The following is a 24,530-nucleotide window of genomic DNA, read 5'->3' as shown; positions in this document are numbered from 1 at the left end:
ATAATATATCTAAACCGTCATGATATATATCTAAACGGGTCTGACATATATCTAAACTGGTATGACATAAATCTAAACTGTCATGGTATATGTCTAAATTGACATTAAATATATCTAAACCGTCATGGTGTAAATCTAAATCAGTATGAGATATATTTAAATTGACGTGGCATATTTCTAAAGCGTTATGATTGTGGATTCGGCACCGATTGCAAATCAGCGCGATCGGGTTTTTTATATAGTGTTGTTTGCTTATTAGTGGATAGCGATTGCTTCGTGCCTTGCAATGACAAAGGTGTGTATAAAAAAACCATTCTGATTAGAATGGTATTTTTATATTAGATAATTTCAATTCTATTTACGCCAACATCGTAACAGGATTTTCTAAATACTGTCTTAGTGTTTGCAGGAATTGTGCTCCTGTTGCTCCATCGACCGTTCTGTGGTCGCAAGCTAACGTTAATGTCATGGTGTTTCCTACTACTATCTGACCGTTTCTTACTACTGGTTTTTCTTCGATGGCTCCAACGGAGAGAATGGCAGAGTTTGGTTGGTTGATGATTGATGTAAAGGATTGAATGCCAAACATGCCTAGGTTGGACACTGTGAATGTGCTTCCTTCCATTTCGGCTGGTTGTAGTTTTTTGCTTTTTGCTTTTCCAGCCAAGTCTTTTACGTTACCACCTATTTGAGTTAAGCTCATTTGGTCAGTAAATTTCAAAACTGGTACTACTAATCCGTCTTCAACGGCAACGGCTACACCAACATTAACATGGTAGTTGATTGTTATTGCGTCTTCTCTCCATTGAGAGTTTACTTTTGGATGTTTTTTCAATGCCATTGCACAAGCTTTGATAACCATATCGTTGAACGATACTTTGGTATCTGGAATGGTATTGATAGTTGCACGAGATTTCATTGCTTCGTCCATGCCCACTTCAATAGTTAAATAGAAATGTGGAGCTGTGAATATAGACTCTGAAAGACGTTTTGCAATGGTTTTACGCATTTGCGAGTTCTTGATTTCTTCTGAGAAGGTTTCGCCAGCTGGAACGAATGGTTTTACTGTTGTTGTTTGTGGTTCGTTGTTTATAGTTTGTGGTTGAGTTACTGTAGTTGAAACACTTGCTGATGGAGTAAAGTTTTCAACATCGCTTTTTGTAATACGTCCGTTTTCGCCAGAACCTTTTATTTGTGATAGGTTTATTCCTTTATCCTTAGCAATTTGTTTGGCTAATGGAGAAGCGAAAATTCTACTTCCATCAGTTGATGTTGTTGATTCGGCTGCAGGAGTATTAGTTGCTGCTTGTTCTGTTGCTACTGGTGCAGCTGACGGAGCAACACCGCCTTTTTTATAATTTTCGGCTATGCCTGTTATGTCAGTTCCTGCTGGACCGATGATGGCTAAAACACTATCAACTGGAGCTGATTGTCCTTCGTTAATTCCAATAAACAAAAGTGTTCCTGCATTGAAAGACTCGAATTCCATAGTAGCTTTATCGGTTTCGATTTCGGCTAAAATATCTCCTTCTTTTACTTCATCACCTACTTTTTTCAACCAAGTGGCTACAGTTCCTTCGGTCATCGTATCACTTAGTCGTGGCATGGTTACTACTATAACTCCTTTTGGCAGTTCTTTAGTTTGTGGTTTTTCGTTTGTAGTTTGTGGTTCAGATGAAACTTCAACTTTTGTTTCTGAAACTGCTGCTGTTGCATCGCCACCAGAAATTAATCCTGAAATATCTTCACCTTCTTTTCCAATAATTGCTAGAAGAGAATCTACAGGAGCTGTTTCACCTTCTGGAATACCTATGTAAAGTAAAGTACCTGAATTGAAAGATTCAAATTCCATAGTAGCTTTATCAGTTTCAATTTCCGCTAAAATATCTCCTTCGGAAATTTTGTCGCCTACTTTTTTTAACCAAGTAGCTACAGTTCCTTCCGTCATTGTATCGCTCAAACGCGGCATTGTTATTTTTGTTGCCATAATTAAAGTCTGTGAGGAATGAAAGGATAATTTTCTTGTTCGTATACTACATCGTACAATTGTTGAGCTTCAGGGAAAGGAGATTCTTCGGCAAATGTTGCACATTCTTCTACCAAATCTTTTACTCTTTCGTCAATTGCTTCAATTTCTGAGTCGGTAGCATATTTATTTTCTTTGATGACATCCAAAACTTGAGTGATTGGGTCAATTTTTTTGTATTCTTCTACTTCGTCTTTAGTACGGTATAATTGTGCATCAGACATAGAATGTCCTCTGTAACGATAAGTTTTCATTTCTAAGAAAGTTGGTCCGTCTCCGCGACGTGCTCTTTCCATAGCTTCGTGCATCGCTTCGGCTACTTTTACAGGATTCATTCCGTCTACAGGACCACAAGGCATTTCATATCCTAAACCTAGTTTCCAAATGTCAGTGTGATTGGCTGTTCTTTCAACAGATGTTCCCATAGCATATCCGTTGTTTTCACAAATGAAAACTACTGGAAGTTTCCAAAGCATCGCCATATTAAAAGCTTCATGTAATGAACCTTGACGTGCTGCACCATCACCAAAATAGGTTAAAGTTACACCACCAGTTTCAAAATATTTATCGGCGAAAGCCATTCCTGCACCTACTGGAATTTGTGCTCCAACGATACCATGACCTCCATAAAATCCGTGTTCTTTGGAAAAAATATGCATAGAACCACCCATTCCTTTGGAAGTTCCTGTTACTTTTCCTAAAAGTTCAGCCATTACTTTTCTTGGGTCAACACCCATTCCAATAGGTTGAACGTGATTACGATAGGCAGTAATCATTTTGTCTTTTCCGCCCAAGTTCATTACGTGTAAAGCACCTGCTAAAACCGCTTCTTGGCCATTATATAAGTGAAGAAAACCTCTAACCTTTTGTTGAATATAAAGTGCTGCCAATTTGTCTTCAAATTTTCTCCAAAGTAGCATGTCTTCATACCACTTTAAATAAACTTCTTTTGTTACTTCTTTCATTTGTTACTTTTAATAAAGCGTTATTAAGTTGTAAATTATCATTCAACGCAAAATAGTTCACTCACTCACAAATTTGCGAAGAGCAAAAGTAAAACATTCCAAGTAAGAAGTAAAATTTAAAACAGTAATTTTTTAACTATTATCTTGACTTTGCACCTATCGCTAAAAAAAATATTACTTTACCCTAAAATGAGTAAAAAATTACCGAATGTCCACTGGACATTCTCCTCTTAATATCAAATCTACAAGAAGTTTTTATCGAAACTTAGTGGTAGTAAATTTTTGATTGAATCTGATTTGTAAACTTCGCCACTTTCGCCCATAAAATAGATTTCGATAGGAGTGTTTTGCTTAAATTCATATTCCGAGATAGATTGTCTGCAAGCGCCACATGGAGGTATTGGCGATTTTGTTTCATTTGAATCTGAAGCCGCCGTTATGGCCATTTTTAAAATTTTAGCTTCTGGATAAATGGCTCCAGATTGAAAAATGGCTACTCTTTCTGCGCAAAGACCAGAAGGATAAGCTGCGTTCTCCTGATTTGAACCTAAAACTATTTTTTCATTGTCTAAAAGTAAAGCAGCTCCAACTCTAAATTTAGAATAAGGTGCGTAAGCTTTTTTTCTTATGGCAATAGCTTGAAGCATTAAAGACTGAATTTCTTCTGGTAGTTCATCAATAGAACTATAAACAGAGAATGAAGCGTTAATATTTATTTCTTTCATTCGAAGGGATGTTTCATTATTAAGGAAAAAAAATCCAAATTTCTGATTTGAAATTTGGATGTTATTTTTGTTTTTTGATAGGGATTAATAATCATCATATTTATCACCAAAGCTAAACGTTAACGAGAAGCGAAGTGTGTTTTCTAGAGGATTTTTAACTTGTGATGCTGAGAATAAGTAAGACACATCTACTTTAACAACATTGTACTTAAATCCTGCTCCAAGAGTAAAAAATTTTCTAGCGCCTTTATCTGGACTTTCGTGGAAATAGCCTAAACGTAGTGCAAAAGCGTCTTGATAGGTATATTCTGTACTTACAGAGTATGTAATTTCTTTTAATTCTTCGCTGAATCCATCTGGTGCGTCAGTAAAGGATTGGAACATTCCTGCTACCCAGTTAATTTTATTGTACTCAATATTGTTTTGCTGTCTTAATTCAATTTCTTCCGGTGTGGTAATTAAACCGTCTCCATTCAAATCGGAGCTTTGTGGTGTCGGCACCATTAGTTTAGCAAATTCAACATTCAAAGAAATTTTGTTGTAATCATCAAAAATAAAGTCGTAAGCACCGCCCAATCTCATTGTAGCAGGAAGGAAGTTGGCACTGTTATCATCTGAAGCACCAGCATCGTAATTGATTTTTGGACCCATATTTTGGAAATTAAATCCAAGTCGTAATCGCCCGTTAAAATCAGAATAAGCTGTTTCTTCTCCTTGATAAAAACCTGCAATATCAACCGCAAATGAACTCGCTGGAGTTGCATCTCCTTCGCCAGTTGGAATTCTTAAGGCAGAGCGAATATATCTTCCGGCAACTGCCATGGCAAATCGCTCACTCAATTTTAATGAATAGGATGCATCTAATGCCATTTCACTTGGTTGAACAACTACAGCAGGATCATCTGCATTTTGTCTTAATTCAATTTCACCTAAACCAAAAAAGCGTAAACTTCCTGCAAAGGCACTTCTTTCATTTATTCTGTTGTAATAAGTAGCTTGACCTAAAGAAATATCATTCACCAAATCCGTTAAATAGGGAGTATAACTTGCGGTAAATCCTTGTTTGTCAATAGCAAAAGCATATTTTGCTGGATTCCATTGTTGCGAGAATGCATCGGTAGTTGTGGCAACACCTTGATCGCCTAAACCTCCAGAACGTGCATCGGCTGCAACCAATAAAAAAGGAACTCCTGTGGTAATAACACGGCTATCTTCTTGGGAATATAGAGATTGTATAGTAGTAGATAATAAAAACAATAATGCAATTTTCTTCATATTCAATTTTATAAAAGTTAACAAATATAGTATTTTCCTAAAGGATTACAAGTTTTTCTATTTTTTCTGCTTTTTTATTCGTTAAAGTGGACTTTACAGTCAATTTATACACATAAACTCCTTTTCCAATTCGGTCGCCAAAATCATCTTTACCATCCCAAGTAATTTCTCTTGAAAGAAAACCTTCAGTTGTTACGGTTTGGTTTTTGGTCCAAACAATTTTACCTGTAATAGTCATAACTTGTACTTGAACTTCTAAGGGTTCAAATGGTCTGTTGTGAGAGAACCAAAATTCGGTGTAGCTCACAAATGGATTTGGATAATTCAAAACATTTTTTAGCGTTACGCTTTCATCGCCAACAACCACAAATTGGATTTCGGCAGTGATAGGATTGTTGTAAACATCCCATGCTTTGAATGTAATGGTGTGCAATCCTGGTGCTAAATTCCTAAACGGAAAATATACTCTTCCTTTGGTATAATCATCTAATTCAGTTTCATAATAATCATTCATGATGTAGGGATTACTTTCGTCGCCATCAAGAATACCTAAAATATCATGCCCAATACCACTTGCAGTATTTATACCGTTTTCGTCTTCAAGTACCGCAAGAAAGAATGGAGACTCATTAGTTATACCACCATTGACAAAGGTTTCGTCATTCATATATAGTTTTACGGTAGGACCAATATTATCTGCTACAGCCGTAGTATTTATTCCTCCTATTTTAATGTCAGTGTTGTATCCTGTTTTGTCTAAAAGCAGTTGGTTTCTTTTGGTATAAAAACTGATACGTCCATTGCCAACAGGAATTCTAATATCTCTAGGAACCACAAAACTAAATTCAAATCTACCGTTGATTACAGAAGCGTTTCCTCTAAAAATGGTTTCACCTAACTTTGTAAAACTCATAGTTGGCGCAGTTTGTAATTGATCATTAATAACTGCATCAGCATTATCGTTTCTCAGCGTATTCACAATAACATTTTTATCAAAAATATTTACAGACAATTCTCCATTGTAGCTAGGCATTATATTATTGTTTGAATCGAGTATTTCTCCAGTCAGCTTTACCAAATCAAGTGATTGAAAATCTTCTATTGGCCCTGTAATTGGAGCATCATTCACTTTTGTCAATACAATTTTTGGCTTTGGAATGGCAAGCATTAATGCTGGATCACCTAAACAAACAACAATGTTTGTAGCAGAATTTGGACCTAAATTTTTAGCTAATCGTAAAGACTCTGCAATTGAAAAATAGGTGTCACTTCCATACGAAAAAAGTTTTTCGGCTAGATCATCGTTAAAGTATTGCGCAGTGGATTGGCCTATTGAACGAACAGTAGTAATCATTGAAATAGCGCCACCTTTAGGGTTTAAATAGGCAAATTCTCCGGCCGTAGGTCTAAAAGGGTTGTCAAATCGTGAAAAGTCACAAGTTATAGTTATGAATAAAGGGTATTTATATCGATTACTCAAATTTTGACCGTCTGATTTTTCCCAAATGCGTTCTTCTGCTAATCCATCTTCACCACCATGACCTAAGTAATTAAATACTAATGCGCCTTTTTCAAATGAAGCTATGATTTCTTCTCGAACTGTTGGGTATCGTTTTCCTCCAGCTGCAGTTACTTGTACAAACGAGTCTGTAAGTATTTTTTCAATATTAATAAATGGCTTTTCTAAATTTATTCTGTCTGCCAGTCTATTTTGGTAATACTGTAATTGATTGTCACTTGGTTTTTCTGGATTAGGATCATCACCAATACACACATAATTGTTTCTCCAACTTCCGTATGATTTTATATCGTGATATTCAATCACTTTATTTATCATTTCTTCCGCTTGTTGAGAAGATGTTACGATCATTCTTCCAATTGCTATGTCAACTCCACTAAAATTATAAGAGAAATTAGCGCTACCATTTGCCGGATAAGTAGCCGAGTCTATTCTTCCTTCATTAGCATCCATCAATCCATAGAAATCATCTGTGGCAAATGAGGTTTCTCCTTCAGAATAACTATTTAAAGCTTGATAAATAGGAACTATATTAGTGTTGTCTGCAATTCTATCTTTAAAATCATAAGACGCATCGCCAAAGAGGTTAAGATACTTCACTCGTTTATTTTCTGAAGAAGCATTGGAATAAACATATTTTACAAAGTTTCTGATGGCGCCAATATCTTGTTTTCCTGATGAAAATTCAGGATAAATAGTTTCTAAATTCACCACTTTCACCACTAAGCCAGAATAATTTCGATGAAAGTTGGCAAGTTTTTCGGCTTGAGTGTTGAGTGATTTTGGAGTTATAATTAAGTAATCTACATCTTGAAATTGTCCTTGCGCATTGCTAAAAATTGTCCCTTTAAGGTTTTGATTTTCCACTTTTGATTTGGATTCTTTTAAGGGAGAAAAATAATCGGTATTGGCAACAGCAATGTATTTTCTAACTTCACCTAGAGTTGATTTAAAAGAAAAAGTATTCTGATTTGTATTTTCAACCTTGGTTACATTATATATATCGGTGATGTCCCAAACCTGATTTATAGAGGATGCATTCGATAATTGGTATTCTCCAATACCTATTAATGAATTAGTTTGATCGTTTTGAAATCTAAATTGCTTGTTGTAGCCTTGAAGATTTCTTTTTGCTTTGATGTTGATATAATCAAGATATCCCTTAGAATTGGGAACACCGCCATTGTCATAAGTAACTTTGATAGTCACATCTTCTGAGGAGATATTAGCAGTTGCAGTCAAAGAGCCATCAAAGGCAAGATAACCACCATTTACTGATAATGCATTAAAAGCAATATTGCCTACTAATTGGCTGTTGGCTTCAATTTTAAGATTGGTTTGCGCAAAGGCACTAGCAGCAGCATGCACCGAAACTTGAATAGGAGATGTAGTTACAATATTTGGAAATTTAAATTTGAATTCTTGCTCATTATCAAAACTAAATTGTTCTCCAAACCAAACTCTACCTAATTTTGCTATGTTAACTTCGTCAACTTCGTTAAACTGATAATCATCAAATGTAGTAAATGTTGTTGTGGCACTTCCTGTTGGTTGAACCATATCAGTTATTCTCTTTCCAGTATTTCCTGCTGCGGTTACATAATAATACGATTTGTTGGCGTAAAGATTTATATTGGTTTTGTTTTCTTCGTTCCAATTGTCAACACCTTCAGCATAAAAAAGAATATAATCTTGGCTATCAAAAACACCATCGTTTTCTCCAATGAATTGAATGGCGTTTTCTTCTAAATCCATTGGATATGGCGTTGAGTTTAAAAGTGGAACCATTCTGCCACCATTGCCATAAATTTTAATTTTTCTGGGATCAACGTTAGTTTCTAATCCCAAACTCTGAAGAAAACTTTTAGATATTTTATAAACACCAGATTTCTCCACGTAAAAACGATACCAATTTCCAGAACTCAAAACGGAATTTTCAACAGCAGTTACATTATTATTTGATAATGCCTGATTTCTATTAGCTATATTTTGCTCGATAGAATAACTAAAAGAAACTAGTTTTTTAAAAGTATTCCCTTCTTTTATGATGGGAGAAATAGTTATTTGTCCATAATATAAATCACGAGCAATTGAATTTTTTAACGAGTATTTTAGCTCAGTTGGGATGTTTTTTATGGATAAATCTCCCAATTGGTTTTCAGAAATAGGTTCAAAAACAATATTACTTATCTGAAGTCCGTTTTCATTTACTAAATTGTTTAGTTTAATTTGTAAAGAATATTTTAAAGTTTTACTGTAGGTGTCGAACTGATAATGTTCAACATTAAATTGCGGGACTAAATAGGAATAAGTACCATAGGATAATTCTTTTTTGTCTGTCCAATTTATTACAACACTTCCTTGCTCTTGAGAAATAGCCAAAGAAATGTTTAATACTAATAGTATAACAGTAAAAATCTTTTTCATAGTTAACATTAAACGTAGAATTGGTTAAATTAGTATAATTAAGGCAAAAAAAATATTTTTTTAAGTCAAAATACAATAAAAGAATTAATTTTGCGTTATGTATTAAAGCCTGTAAAAAGGCCAAATTTACTATTAATTTAAAAAATATGTTGCAGTTTAAAGGTAAATTATTATATTGCACCGCTAAAATTATACCTACTAATATTATGAAAGTAAACAAAATTATTGCTCTTAAATTATTGCTATCCCTAGTGATAATTGTTGGTTTTACTAGTTGTAGTAAAAAATCCGACTCAAAAGGTGGTTCTAAAGCTACTGGATGGAAAATCAATGATAAAAAAGGTGGTTTTCAATACGCTTCTAAGTTTAAAAAACAAGCTACTGGTCCAGGTTTAGTTATGGTTGAAGGTGGAACTTTCACCATGGGTAAAGTTGCTGACGATGTAATGCATGATTGGAACAATACGCCAAATCAACAACACGTTATGTCCTTTTACATGGACGAAACAGAAGTAACTAATATGATGTACATGGAGTACTTAAATTGGTTAAAAACTGTTTTTCCACCAGATCAAGAAAATTACAAAAACATATACGAAGGTGCATCCCCAGACACTTTAGTATGGAGAAATAGATTAGGTTACAACGAAACAATGACTAATAATTACTTGAGACATCCAGCCTATGCTGAATATCCAGTAGTAGGAGTTAACTGGATTCAAGCAACAGAATTTGCTAAATGGAGAACAGATCGTGTAAACGAAAAAATTCTTGAAGAGCAACGTTATTTGAAAAAAGATGCTAAAGTTACTGATGTTAGTGCTGATAAAGTTTTCAGTACTGAGGCTTATTTAGCTTCACCGTCAACCGCTATGGGTGGTGACCAAGCAATTGTTTTACAAAAAGGACAAGGAAGAGGAGCAGCAAAACCAAGTAAGAATGGCGCAGCAGCAGGTGCAAATAATACTGCTGGGAATAGTGCTAAAAATGTATATGCTCAAAGAACATCTGGTTTAATATTACCAGAATACAGATTACCAACAGAAGCAGAATGGGAATACGCCGCTGCAGCTGACGTAGGACAAAGAGAATACAATGCTTATAAAGGACAAAAGAAATATCCTTGGTCAGGTTCATACACACGTTCAGGTAAAAGACAAGTTCGTGGTGATCAATTGGCCAACTTTAAGCAAGGTAAAGGAGATTATGGTGGATTGGCTGGTTGGTCTGACGATGGTGCAGATATTACAAATAAAGTAAAATCATATCCTCCAAATGATTTTGGATTGTATGATATGGCAGGAAATGTAGCTGAATGGGTTGCCGACGTATACAGACCAGTGGTTGATGATGAAGCAAATGATTTCAACTACTACAGAGGTAACGTTTATATGAAAGATAAAATAGGCGAAGATGGTAAAGTAGAATTAGTTACTGCCGAAACACAACAATTTGATACTTTATCTAACGGTAAAATCATATCAAGAAACTTCCCAGGTCAAATTGCACAAGTACCAGTTGACGATAAAGAAACTTATTTAAGACAAAATTTTGATAAGTCTGATAATAGAAATTACCGTGATGGTGATAAACAATCTACAAGATACTTCAAATTTGGTTCTTCAGAAGAAGGAGATGAAAAAGGTAAAATGAAAGACGATCAAAGAATGTATGATTCTCCAAAACATAACGTTTCTACCGATAGTTTAGGGAATATGATTAAGAAATATGATAAGTCAAACAAAAGAACCACTTTGATAAACGACGATGTTAGAGTATATAAAGGAGGTTCGTGGAGAGATAGAGCTTACTGGTTAGATCCAGCACAAAGAAGATATTTCCCTCAAGACATCGCAACAGATTTCATTGGTTTCAGATGTGCAATGTCTAGAGTAGGGCCTAAAGCAGATAAAAAGAAGAGAGCTAGAAACTAATTTTAGTTTTTGAATACCAATAAAAAAGCCCTATTTTTAAGGGCTTTTTTATTATAAATTATTTTGATATGACCATTCAAAACATACATAAGTTGTTTTTAACTTGTACTAAAGTTTCAATTGACACCAGAAATATTGAGAATAACTCTTTTTTTGTAGCCATAAAAGGTGATCGTTTTGATGCCAATACTTTTGCCAAAGAGGCATTAGAAAAAGGAGCTAGTTATGTTGTAATTGATAATCCAGACTATTATATAGATGAAAGAACAATTTTAGTAGAGAACAGCTTGGTTACCCTTCAAAGTTTGGCTAAATTTCATAGGAACTACTTAAAGTTACCCATAATAGCATTGACAGGAAGTAATGGTAAAACCACTACCAAAGAACTCATCAATGTAGTTTTATCCAAAAAGTATAAAACGAAAGCAACAATTGGCAATCTCAATAACCACATAGGTGTTCCTTTAACTTTATTGTCTTTTACAGACCAAACTGAAATTGGAATTGTAGAAATGGGCGCCAATCATCAAAAAGAGATTGAGTTTTTATGTGAAATTGCGCAACCCGATTATGGTTATATAACTAATTTTGGTAAAGCACATCTTGAAGGATTTGGTGGAGTGGAAGGCGTAATTAAGGGGAAAAGTGAAATGTACACTTTTCTAAAAGAAAATAATAAGTCTGTTTTTGTAAATCTAGATGATGAAATTCAAAATACAAAAACTTCTGAATTTAAAAGAATTACGTTTAGTCAGAAAGATAAAGACGCTACTGTTTTTATTGAAAACGTTACGGCAAATCCATTTGTGAAAATTAAAACAATGGGAGTAGAAATCAATTCTCATTTAATAGGTTTGTATAATGCAACTAACATCAATGCAGCAATCACAATTGGAAATCATTTTGATGTGTTACCAAACGATATTAAAACAGCCATTGAAAGCTATGTGCCCGAAAACAATCGCTCACAGTTATTAACTAAAGGAACTAACGAAATTATTTTGGATGCTTACAATGCCAATCCCAGCAGTATGAAGGTAGCCTTGGAAAACTTTATACAATTAGATAAAAGTAATAAAGTGGTTATTATTGGTGATATGTATGAACTTGGTGAAGAAAGTTTGACAGAACATAAGTTAATAGTTGATTTTTTAAATAAAAACAACAGTTTTGAATGTCATTTTGTAGGCAAAGATTTTTTTGCTAACAGCATTCAAAACGATAATTTTCATTTCTATAATAGTTTTGAAGATTTCGCCAAGTACCTCTCATTAGTTAAATTAGAGCATAAAACACTTCTTATAAAAGGTTCTCGAGGAATGGCTTTGGAACGAACTTTGGAATATATTTAATTAATAAATAACGATTTTACAGAAAGATTGTAGATAGGCTTCTGTTTCAAAAAAGACAAATAAGCAAATTAAGATATTTTATTCGTTATCGTATTCTCTTATAGTTGATATGTCTTAGTTTTTGTTTTAACTCTTTTGATGGTTTATAGCTTATTTTTGCTTCTTTAATGTTGCTCTTGCCTAAAACTTCTTCTGTTTCCGCTGCAATACCATGAAGTCTAAGTTGAAATGACCCCAAATTATCAATTCGCACTATTTTTCCATCAGCTAAAGCTTCACTAATCACTTCACTCAGACCAATAATTACCCCATAGCAATCCGCTTTGCTGATAGTAGAACGACTTGCTATGATTTTAGCTAAGTCATTCAATGTTGCTTCACCTTTATTAACTGCGCATGGATAATATTTTATTTCTGGTGGTGACACTAAACTATTTTGTTTGGGTATCATTTTAAATTGTACTGACATAAAAATAATTTAATAATGACAAATATATAAAAAGATGTACAAATAATTTGCAATTAATGTATATCTTTTTATAAAATTCTATACATCTTTAATTTAAAATATGTATATCTTTATAGAATGCATAATGACTAAATGAAATTATTTTCATTATAAATCTAATTTTGAGTACGTATAAACTAATTTTAAACTAGTAGGAGTAATTTTGTACTTAATTATTAGCAATTTGTCATATCCAGTTATCCCTTAATTCAGCGTAGTCTATCTAGATTAAAAAAACATCTTCTATTCCCGAAGATTTTAAAAAGGCTAACATTTTGCTAGTATCGTATTCCTTTTTAATCTAAAAAATGATTTTTAGAACAGTTTATTTATTTACTCACAGCTGGTTAAATAGTAAAGATACAATTTGACTAAGGTTTTAAAATTCCTATTATAGTGTCGCAAAAGCTTATTGAAATTCAGTAATTTTTAAATACATTTTTTCGTTGAAAAAATTTATAATATTACTTTTGTTTATTAAAATTATTTTGCTTTAATCATTAGTATGTTCATCTATTCAGTGGATCATGCATACTAAAAGATATTATTTTTTACTTTTTATGTAGTTCATAAATAAAACGATGTACTTTTGTTAATGAGTTTCACAAGATTATTTCTAACCTAAATTAATACAATCCTTAAAATATGAAAAAAAGTACTTTAAACAAAAAAATGCTAACCCTTCTTTTGTTTGTGTTGTCCTTAACAGGATTTGCTCAAACTAAATTTACCATGGGCATGACTGCAACGGCTCCAACAGACAGAACTATAGATGTCACGTTAACGATTACAGCATCTAGTTCTAGTGGTGAGAGATTTGGAGGTTATCAAGCGGGAATTAATTTTGATACTGCTATTTTAAATGGAGGTACTATTTCTGCAGCTTATGTTCCAAATTCTAAGAGTCCTGAATTAGCTGCTATGGTTATTCCAACACCCGGAGTTGCGACACCTGGACATGTCCGATTGTCTTTACAAGCTCTGTCAGGAGCAAATGGGGTAGACATGATACAAGGAACTACATTTATTCTTGGAACTTATAAGATTACTAATACTGTTGCATGGGCTACTGGTAGTAATGCTAGTTTATGGCTGCAAAATGTATTAGCAACAGGGAAAACAAATTCAGCTGTATTTGGTTATCCATACGGGGCGACTACTCCGGCAACTACTTACACAACAACTGCGCCAATAGCAGGAGCATTAGTATTAGGTTTTACATCAGCTAGTCCATTATCTTTACCTTTAAATGCTGGAACACAAGACTGTGCTACAATTGGCTCAGCTACTACTACACCAGTAACTTGTTTTGGAGGTAATGATGGTTCTGCTAAGATTACAATGTCTGCATTAACACCTAGTGTTGCTGCCATAACTTATACTATTAATGGTGGTACTTCACAGTCAGCTACTTTAGTGGCTGGTGAATTTACGATCACAGGTTTGGCTGCTGGAACTTATTCAGTAGTTGTTTCAAACGCAGGATGTCCTGATGTTACAGTTCCTTTTACTATTGGCGGGCCAACTTCAGCATTAACTAACACAACCACTATTTCAGCTTGCGGCAGCTACACTTGGTCTGTAACAGGTTTGACCTATACAGTTGGTGGAATTTATACTGGTACTTCTACTAATGGAAGTGGATGTACTGTCAATGAAACTTTGGATTTAACAATAACACCTGCAACTACAAATGGCAGTGTAACTACTTCTATATGTCAAGGTGACTCTTATACTTGGCCAGCCAATGGCATAACTTACACCACATCACAGTCAGGTCTAACCGTTGTTACTGGTTGTAATACGGCTACTTTGAACTTAACGGTTACTCCATTAACTACTAACGGAAGTGTTACTACTTCAATTTGTCAGGGTGACTCATATACATGGCCAGCTAATGGTGTAACCTATACTACTGAGCAATCGGGAGTAACTGTAGTAACAGGTTGTAATACTGCTACGTTGAATTTAACGGTTACACCACTAACCACAAACGGAAGTGTAACTACTTCAATTTGTCAAGGAGAATCATATACATGGCCAGCTAATGGAGTAACCTATACTACAGCACAGTCTGGTGTAACTGTTGTTACTGGATGTAATACGGCTACATTAAATTTAACGGTTAATGGTATTGATTTTGCAAATCTTCAATTCCCAACTACGGCAGCTATATGTCAAGGTGGAACGTTAACTGCTTATGGACAAGTTTATGAGCAGGGAATTACAGAAGCCGCAGGGCAAGGAGTAGGTATAGATGTTGAATTTGGTTTAAACACTACCAATACTAATCCTAATACATGGACAAACTGGTCACCAGCTACATTCAACGTACAAGTAGGAAATAATGATGAGTATCAATTTACTACTAGTAATACATTAGTAGCTGGAACCTATTATTATACATTTAGATACAAACTAAGTTCATGTACTGCGTGGCAATATGGAGGAACAAACAATGGATTTTGGAATGGTATTTCAAATAACAGCGGTGTTTTAACAGTAAATCCAAATGTTACACCAACATTTACACAAGTAGCTCCAATTTGTAGCGGAAGTACATTAAGTGCATTGCCTACTATTTCAAATAATGGTATTACAGGTACTTGGTCACCAGCATTAGACAATACAGTGACAACTACCTATACTTTCACACCAGATTCTGGTCAGTGTGCCACTACAGCCACTATGACTATTGTGGTAAACCCAAATCCAATAGTTACTTTTGGCGCTAATCCTTTCCCAGTTTGTGTTGGAACTAGTACCGTTTTAACAGCTCTAGTTACTAATTTTACACCAACGGTTAATTTTGTTAACGCAAGTGCGGTTAGTCAAAGTTTAAACATGACAGTTGCTGCCTTTGGTGTGCCAGTAACAAGTCCTTTAAGTGGTATATTAGCTCTTGCACCTAACAATGCTTGTGCCGCTTTTACCCCTGGTTTATTTGCAGGTAAAATAGCTTTGATTCAAAGAGGCACTTGTTCCTTTGCCATAAAAGCTCAAAATGCACAAGATGCAGGTGCTATTGGTGTAATCATTTATAATAATACTACTGGTGCATTAAATATAGGTGGAGCTGCACCCGGAGTTACAATTCCTGTTTATGGTATTACACAAGCCGACGGTTTGGCACTTATAGCTTCCATGACGGCAAATGAAGTTGCAGTTACACTTTCACCTGCACCACCTTTATCCTATGTTTGGTCAAATGGTTCATTAACCCAAACAACTAATACGGGAGTATTAAATGTAGATACTAACTTCTCTGTTACTGTAACAAATACACTAACTGGTTGTTCAACTTTACAGGCAGTAAATGTTCCAGTTACACCACTTACAGTTCCAACTTTTACACAAGTTGACCCAATTTGTAGTGGAGGAACATTAAGTCCTTTACCAACTACGTCTAACAATGGAATTGCCGGTACATGGTCTCCTGCTTTGAATAATACAGCTACTACTACCTATACATTTACGCCAACTCCAGTTGCAGGGCAATGTATTGGTAATGCTACAATGACTATTACAGTTAATGCTATTGATTTTGCTAATCTTCAATTCCCAGCTACTGAAACTATTTGTCAAGGAGGAACAATGACTGCCTACGGACAAGTGTATGAACAAGGAATAACAGAAGCAGCTGGGCAAGGTGCAGGAATTACTGTTGAGTTTGGTTTAAATCCTGCCAATACAAATCCTAATACATGGACAAACTGGTCACCAGCTACATTCAATGTTCAAGTAGGAAATAATGATGAGTACCAATTTACTACTAGTAATTCATTGGTTGCTGGAACATATTACTACACTTTCAGATATAAACTAAGTGCTTGTACTGAATGGCAATATGGAGGAACCAACAATGGATTTTGGAATGGTACTTCAAATAACAGCGGGGTTTTAACCATCAATCCTGCAACTACAAACGGAAGTGTGACAACTTCAATATGTCAAGGTGATTCATATACATGGCCAGCGAATGGAGTAACGTATACTACAGCGCAATCTGGTGTAACTGTTGTTACTGGTTGTAATACAGCTACGTTGAATTTAACCATCAATCCAGCAACTACAAACGGAAGCGTTACAACTTCTATTTGTCAAGGTGACTCATACACATGGCCAGCGAATGGTATAACCTATACTACAGCGCAATCTGGTGTAACTGTTGTTACAGGTTGTAATACAGCTACGTTGAATTTAACGGTAAATACATCTCCTACACCAACAGGAAGTGCAACACAAACATTTAATGTTGTCAACTTGAATGATGCTACTATTGCTAATCTAGTGGTGAGTCCAGCAGCTGTTTTATGGTATGGCTCTTTATCCGATGCTCAAGCAGGAACAAATGAATTGCCTTCTACAACAGTACTAACAGATGGAACAACTTATTGGGCTGTAAATGTAACAGGAGGATGTCGTAGCACACCATTTGGGGTAACCGTTACTGTGGCGCTTGGTATTGATGGATTTAATAATGAGAATTTCAGGTTTTATCCAAACCCTACTTCTAGTATAGTTAACATTGCATATTCAAACGCTATAACTAAAGTTACGGTTATGAATTTATTGGGTCAAGTACTTCAAGAAAATAAATCAAACGAATTACAAGTAACGGTTGATTTATCATCATATCCATCAGCAACTTATTTAATTAGAGTAGAAGCTGATGCTAAATCTAAAATTATAAAAGTGGTTAAGAAAGAGTAGTTTTTTTGATTTGAATTGGGATTTTCAGATTAATGCAAGAAACCATCAACGAAAGTTGGTGGTTTTTTTATTTTTTTTAATTGAGTTTAATTTAAACCCTTTGGGTGTAATTTATAAAAAAAAACTTAACCACATAGGAACATAGGTTTTGTAAATTATGAAAGACGTTTCACTTAATTTGAGAATTCCATAGCTATATCAACCCAAGACCCAAGCAATCAATGTCATTAAGTTGAGAAATAATTTTCATATTCTTGTCATTCCGTCTCGTCTTTTGGGACGAAAGAGGAATCTCAGCAAAAAACAGCTAATAGGCTATCCTAGTCTTTCTTTCTATGTTTTTGCCTGTAGGCAGACAGATTTGTGTGGTTAAATAAAGTATAAAATTTGAGTCATTTATTTTACGATTTGTAAACTATAAGCCAATCCTATCATTAACTATTTAATAGTTTTGGTGTCGTAAATGTTATGTATAGTTATGGAGTATCAATTTAACGCAACCCTTTGATAAACAGTTTAACTGTAAGTTATTTTATAATTATAGCCTTTTCTAAATTCTTTAATTTAAATGCTTTTTCAAATAAAAGAAAACGTTTTCGTTCCAATTTGTATGTTTTTTTTACCAAATTTTTAACAATAAAAAAAATGACGAATAATAACTAATATTTCATAACTTTCCTTATGTAGCTTGACTTTTAGAATGAATTAAAGTCCATAAATTCTTTTAAAATTCAATAAATTAGAAAGTATATACTATATATGGTATAGTGATTAAATATATTTTTACATCCTCATAAAAAATTATTAACTAACACAATTTAATTATGTTTATCAATTACACTTTAAAAAGTTCTTTGTGGCATCCTTCGGTTTTATCCGTAAGGCATGATGGACTAAAAGCAAAACCAACGAGTTTTGTGTCAGTGGTTTTGATGTTGTTGTTTGCTGTAACTGGCATACAAGCACAAACCACACGGATTGGAAATTCTATTGGAGGTTCTAGTGTTGCGGATGGTACTTTTAGTACTGGTTCAACATTTGCTGCTAATGGATGGACTGTTGCTAATGAAGGCAGTGGTCAAATTAAATGGGCTTTAGGAAACGCTGTTTCTGATACTAGTCCTAGCACAACTTCTACAGTAGCAACTTTACCCGCAGTATCCTATTCGGTTACTTTGCCTGCAGTAAATACTAATATTGCTATTGGGCAATTAGTTACTGGAACAAATATTGCTGCCAATACTTATGTGTCGAATATTAGTGGTACTACATTATTATTGACACAACCAACTACAAACGGAGCAGCGGCTTCGAATATAACACTAACTTTTGGAGCACTAGCGGCTAACATTTCAGGTAGATCAGCTTATGTGTCAAATGACAATGGTGTTACAAATGCCGCTCAAGGCTTTGGAGCCAGAACGGTGTTTTTCTACACAGACGTTCCAACTACAGTAGGTCAAACCAACATGATGTTGAAATTTGATTGGAAATCAGGAGCTAATACTTGGCAAGTTTTTGCTGTACCAACAAGTTACATACCAGTTGGTACTGATGCTCAAACTACATTACCAATAGTTCTTACAGGTGCAACTCCTATTGTTTTATCAAATACAAATACTACTACACAAACGGCAACAGGATTTATACCTCCAAGTTTTGCAACAGGAACTTCTTTTAGATTAGTTTTTGTATGGTCAAATAGTATTGGTGGTGGAACAAATCCTCCATTGGCTATTGATAATATTTCATTGGTTTCAAGAGCTGGTGGGCAAACTCTTAATTCTGCTAAAACAGGACTTTTAACAGAAGCATCAACTTGGTCTGAAGGATATGTGCCTTCTCCAGCAGATGATATTGTTGTTAATGCAAATCATTTAATTACCATTGACGGTAGAGTTAATTTTGGTGCTGAAAATGTTTTTGTTGCGGGTACTAATGCAAGAATTCAATTTGGATTTTTCTCTGACCAATTCACTATAAACAATGACTTAGGAATTTCTGGGTCAGGAGCTCAATTTAATGTATTTGAGCCTATTGGTGTAACAACTACACCAAATGGTAATGGTAAATTATTAAAAGTAGGACACGATATTAGTTATACTAGTGCTGGACGCTTAGATGTTACTTTTGGAAATACATCTGCTGGTTTTGGAGAATTAGTTTTAAATGGAACAACACTACAAACTATTTCTACAGATGGTAGTAGCTTTTTAGGAGGAACTTCAAAATTGAATACTTCTAGTAATACTTTTGGAATTATCAATCAATTAACCGTTACTAATACTAGTACGGCTACTCCTAATATCAATTGGCAACTAAACAATGTTAGAATTAAAAGTAAATTAACGCTAACAAGTGGTAGAATTGCTCTTGGTAGTAATAAAATAATCCTTGGAAATTTTGGAGCGCTTGGTACAAACTTAGCATGTAATCTTGGAACTGGTTTCATTGGTGGAACGGTTTCGAAATGGTATACTACAAGTGCTACTGGTGCTGCTATCGATGCTGGAATTGACTACAATCCAAACGGTACAGCATTGTATCCTTTTTTAAGTGCTACTGGACAAAACAGATGGGCTTATCTTATTTCTTCTGCAGCTACAGTTGCGGGAGAGTTAGCAGTTACTTATACTGATGCTACTACAATGAGTATTGCTTCAATTGTTGATGGAATTACTGTGGGAAGCCGTTATGACGGAAGTTGGTCTGTTGCTACTCCAGATAGTAGAATAGATAATACACTTAGTACTGCACCTTTGTTTACTTATACAAGTAGTACTAATGCTTATTCTTTGGGTCTATATGCTACAGGTGCTTTTGCACCAAATGATGGTAATTCAAGAATTGTTTATGCTTCTGGGCCATTAGCTGGAGCACATATTAATGGAACAACTACTCCATTTATAGCTAGATCAGGGTTAACCTTAGCAAATATAACTGCAGGGCCACTTTATGTAGGTGCTGCTACAACTTCTATACAACCAGCTACTACTAGAACATCTGTAGTTGCTTCAGGTGATTGGAATACTCCAGCAACATGGTCTCCAAGTGGAGTACCTGCTTGTGGTGATGTAGTTACTATTGCTGCAGGTCATACTATTACAGTAAGTGCTACTCCTGCAACAGGTGTTGCAGGTATAACAATCAACGCTGGTGGTACTTTGGTTAACGCTGGAGGTACTTTAACAGTGGGTTGTACTAACAATAACGCCATCTTCACCAACTTTGGAACAAATACTGTTTCTGGAGGTACATTGGTAGTAAATGGTGCGGTTTATCATAAACTAGGAAGTACATTCAACCACACAAGTGGTGATGTCATTATTGATAGTAACAATGCTGGTGATGCATCAACAAGTGTAGGTCAAGGTGGTTCTTCATTAAAATTAGATACTTCAAACTTGAATTTAACTGGTGGTAAAATTACTATTGTAGATCCATTGATTAATAATGTAATCAGTACTACTGCTACTTCAGCTACGTCTTACACCATGACTACCATTGCTGGTACTTTTGCAAAACCAACAACTGGTGATGCAGCATCGGGTACAACAGTAATATCTATGGCTGGTCTTAACCGTGCCAATACTTTTTCTGTAGGACAGTATGTTACAGGAGCAGGAATTGCTGCAGGAACAAGAATAACAAATGTTAATGTTCCGCTATTTATTAATGCAGCAATTACACTTACATTAGATACTCCTACAACAGCACTTATCCCTACGGGGACGAGTTTGAATTTTTCTGCCATGTCTAATGATGCAAAAGGGATTAACTTCCCTACTTCAACAGCAAACTGGCAAAACATTGCTGTAGGACAATTGGTTTCTGGAAACGGAATCCCTGCAGGAACCACTGTGACAGAAACTGCTAGTGGATTTGGTGACTCAGCGTTCACTGTGTTTTTATCAAATCCTGTAACAGGATTAACCACATCGCCAATTACAGCGGCTGAAACAATTACTTTCTCTGCGGCTTCACCTAACTGTTCTACTATTATTTTACCAGCCGCCAATTCTTTAATTTCGGTAGGTCAAGCAGTTTCTGGAACAGGTATTGCAGCAGGAACTACCGTTTCAGTTATAACTACTGTGGGTTCACAAGTGAGATTAGACTTGTCACTTCCAACTACAGGAGCTATGGTAGCACCAGTGGCATTGAGTTTTTATGCGGGTAACTTAAACAGTTATGCTTTTGCTTATAATGCACCAGTAAATTATGTGTCTGGTTTAAACCATACATTACAAATTGGAAATAGTACATCAACCGATAAAGGAGCGGTAACTACTAATGGTTTCCTTTGTAATTTTATTCAAGGTGGTGGAACTTTCTCTTTAGGTAATTTGACAATTGATGCGCCACAAGATGGAGCGAATAGATTCTTTAACGTTGTCAATATATTGAATGTACAAAATGCATTTACTATTACAGCGGGTAGTGTTTTCAAGAAAACAAATTTTACAGGTGGTATGTTCTTTGGAGGAAATGTAACCAATAATGGTTCGTTTTTTATGGTTAACAATGCAGCTACAACTTTTGGAAATGCGGTTACAGGTTTTACAACCTTGCCACAAACTATTTCAGGGTCTGGGAATTTCTATAATAATTTAACTGTGGCTACTGCTACTGGTTCTTTAACTAATTTAACAGTTAATAACACAAGCACTAGTGGAGTTACAATTAGTTTCCCTAACTTCAGATTAACAGGTTCACTTACAATGAATAATGGAATTGTGCATACTTCTGCTACCTATCCTTTATACCATGGTGCCGCAGATTTATCTTCTAATCCTAATGTGAGTGGAGCTCTAAGTAATACTGCTCATATTGATGGTCCTTATGCAAGAAGTTTTTCCGCTACATCGTTATCTACTAATTTTGGTAATTTCCCAGTAGGTAAAAATGGAGTTTATATGCCAATTGGATTAGCTGTTGCAAACGGTGGCTATTTCATGGCTGAGGCATTTACTACTAATACTGGTTCAACAACCATTAATGCTACTAATTTAAGTGCTCAAAGATGGAAAGCTGAAAGAGTAGGTACAGCAGGTACTTTCACTAACTTTAATGTTTCTCTGGGAAGTTCTTCTATTGCAGCAAATAATATAGTTGTTCAAGCGTCAACAGATCAAGGAACTTATGATAATGTTTTTGGAAATACAGTTACCTATACAGCAGGAACACCAAATGTTATTGCTACCACTACTCCTTTAGTAGGAACTAGCTTTACAGGGTTTTTTGCTTATGCTAATCAAGCAAATTGTACTTCAGTTAATCCAGGTAATACTCTAGCTGATTTTTCAATTACTCAAATTAGAGCAATACAAAACTGTGCAAGCAGTAATGGAATAGTAAGTGGTTCAGTTAATGTAACTCTTAATGCTTCTAATGGTTTAATTACTTCAGGATTATTGGTTTCAGGTGCAGGTATTCAATCGGGTACCACTGTAGTTTCAATTAGTGGAACGGCTTTAGTGTTATCACTTCCGGCTACAATTAGTTCTACTACTCAAACAGAACTAAAATTTTTCACATTTGAAAACCCTTCATCAGTGTGTGGACCTATACAAGTTTCATTAAGTTTACAAAACCCATCTATTGGTGGTGGAGTTACTTATCAATGGCAAAGTTCTCCGGATAGTAATGTGAATAATTACACTAATATCTCTGGAGCAACTGCTGCAACTTATGTAGCGGTGCCAACAGCAACTACCTATTACAGATGTAATGTAACGTGTGTTTCAGGTCCAGTTACTGTAGCTTCTACAGGAGTTCAAATAACTATTAGCAATTCGGCTGCTATTGGAACTACTACAGCAGGTATTACTTGTACACCAAGTACACCAGTAACGGTTAGTGCTACAGCTACAACAGGTACACTTGCTTGGTATGCTGCTGCAACAGGCGGAAGTCCTTTAGCATTGACACCTACTTATACATCGTCGCCAGCAACTACTACTACGTATTATGTTGCTGCTGAAACAACGACTACTTATACCTCTGGTAGAACATTGTCGGGAACTGCTTCTGCGGGTAATAACTTCACAGGTATTGTATTAAATGTTTCTAAAAATGTCCGTTTAAATTCGGTAAAACTGCACCCAAGACAAGTAGCTGGTGGTGATGGTGCTGGTGCACCAATTACTATCAAATTGTTTAAAGATGGAGTTCAGGTACCAGGAACAGATGCAGTAACTTTTACTCCTGCTACTAATACAAGTACAATCTCTGCTGCCATTTCAAACGTAGTGAATCTTAACTATGACATACCTGCAGGTAATGGTTATAAACTTTTGGTAACTTCTGGTTTAAATGCCAATAATTTGCTTGCAAGAGTTGCAACTGGATCTATTGTTACTCCTGTAGGAACAGGTTCGGTTAGTGTTACTTTAGGTGCGTCTAATTTTGATGCAACATCGAATCAAGAATATAATAACTTCTTTGATTTGAATATTTCTGATTTGTGTGCTACACCAAGAGTGCCTGTTGTGGCAAATGTTGGTGGATGTCCTCAAGTTGATTTAAAATTATTCATCGAAGGATATTATGCAGGTGGTGGTTTAATGACACCAGTAAAAGCAAATCAAGGAGTTGGTGTTAGCACTACACTTGTTGATGATGTTACGGTTGAATTGAGAAGTGCTACTGCACCTTATGCATTAGTAGCTACTTCAACAGCGGCATTACAAACCAATGGGAATGCATCGGCAACCATGAAAGCTTTACCTGGTTCATACTACATCGCTGTGAAACATAGAAATGCTCTTGAAACCTGGAGTGCTACTACACAAACGGTTGGAGCTGTGCCATTATCTTATGATTTTACTACAGCCGCTAACAAAGCGTTTGGAGATAACATGAAAGATTTAGGTGGTGTATTTGGTTTCTATTCAGGAGATATTAATCAAGATGGATTTATTGAAGGAGGGGATTTCCCATTCTTATTCAACGATAGTGATAATTTCTTTGAAGGTTTTCAAACAACTGATTTGAATGGTGATGGATTTGTTGAGGGAGCGGATTTTCCTTACTTGTTTAATAATTCCGATAATTTTATCGAATCATTACGTCCATTTTAATAAC

Annotated in this window: 10 protein-coding genes; 4 read left to right on the top strand and 6 right to left on the bottom strand. The window is 35.2% G+C overall.

The window, feature by feature from the left end:
- Positions 1–358: 358 nt before the first annotated feature.
- The 5 genes from ACSVH2_RS13980 to porU all read right to left on the bottom strand — a co-directional run bounded on the left by ACSVH2_RS13980 (position 359) and on the right by porU (position 8,937).
- Positions 359–1,987 (bottom strand): 2-oxo acid dehydrogenase subunit E2, encoded by a 1,629-nt coding sequence (locus ACSVH2_RS13980; RefSeq protein ID WP_438093801.1) that lies wholly within the window; start codon positions 1,985–1,987, stop codon positions 359–361.
- Between the two features lie 2 nt (positions 1,988–1,989).
- Positions 1,990–2,991 carry a pyruvate dehydrogenase (acetyl-transferring) E1 component subunit alpha gene (gene pdhA, locus ACSVH2_RS13975; RefSeq protein WP_438093800.1) on the bottom strand — a complete coding sequence of 334 codons (1,002 nt, stop codon included), beginning with the start codon at positions 2,989–2,991 and terminating at the stop codon, positions 1,990–1,992.
- 242 nt (positions 2,992–3,233) lie between these two features.
- On the bottom strand, positions 3,234–3,770 hold the full coding sequence (gene cdd / locus ACSVH2_RS13970) for a cytidine deaminase (RefSeq protein WP_438093802.1): 537 nt from the start codon (positions 3,768–3,770) through the stop codon (positions 3,234–3,236).
- Positions 3,771–3,800: 30 nt separating this feature from the next.
- Positions 3,801–4,991 carry a type IX secretion system outer membrane channel protein PorV gene (gene porV, locus ACSVH2_RS13965; RefSeq protein WP_438093799.1) on the bottom strand — a complete coding sequence of 397 codons (1,191 nt, stop codon included), beginning with the start codon at positions 4,989–4,991 and terminating at the stop codon, positions 3,801–3,803.
- Between the two features lie 37 nt (positions 4,992–5,028).
- A complete protein-coding gene (gene porU / locus ACSVH2_RS13960; protein WP_438093798.1) occupies positions 5,029–8,937 on the bottom strand; it encodes a type IX secretion system sortase PorU in 3,909 nt (1,302 codons plus the stop codon).
- 206 nt (positions 8,938–9,143) lie between these two features.
- Between porU and gldJ the strand changes: the two genes are divergently transcribed.
- Positions 9,144–10,871, top strand: a complete 1,728-nt coding sequence (gldJ, locus tag ACSVH2_RS13955) for a gliding motility lipoprotein GldJ (protein ID WP_438093797.1) — start codon at positions 9,144–9,146, stop codon at positions 10,869–10,871.
- Between the two features lie 68 nt (positions 10,872–10,939).
- Positions 10,940–12,223, top strand: a complete 1,284-nt coding sequence (locus ACSVH2_RS13950) for a UDP-N-acetylmuramoyl-tripeptide--D-alanyl-D-alanine ligase (RefSeq protein ID WP_438093796.1) — start codon at positions 10,940–10,942, stop codon at positions 12,221–12,223.
- Positions 12,224–12,308: 85 nt separating this feature from the next.
- On the opposite strand, the gene ACSVH2_RS13945 is transcribed toward ACSVH2_RS13950, so the two are convergent.
- A complete protein-coding gene (locus tag ACSVH2_RS13945; protein WP_438093795.1) occupies positions 12,309–12,692 on the bottom strand; it encodes an HU family DNA-binding protein in 384 nt (127 codons plus the stop codon).
- 684 nt (positions 12,693–13,376) lie between these two features.
- Here ACSVH2_RS13945 and ACSVH2_RS13940 point away from each other — a divergent pair.
- On the top strand, positions 13,377–17,444 hold the full coding sequence (locus ACSVH2_RS13940) for a PA domain-containing protein (protein WP_438093794.1): 4,068 nt from the start codon (positions 13,377–13,379) through the stop codon (positions 17,442–17,444).
- Positions 17,445–18,268: 824 nt separating this feature from the next.
- A complete protein-coding gene (locus tag ACSVH2_RS13935; RefSeq protein ID WP_438093793.1) occupies positions 18,269–24,526 on the top strand; it encodes a beta strand repeat-containing protein in 6,258 nt (2,085 codons plus the stop codon).
- Positions 24,527–24,530: the final 4 nt, after the last annotated feature.

The sequence above is a fragment of the Flavobacterium sp. RSB2_4_14 genome, from assembly GCF_051547085.1.
GTDB lineage: Bacteria > Bacteroidota > Bacteroidia > Flavobacteriales > Flavobacteriaceae > Flavobacterium.
The sequence above is the reverse complement of the archived record's forward strand: the minus strand, read 5'-3'. Positions and strand labels throughout refer to the sequence as shown.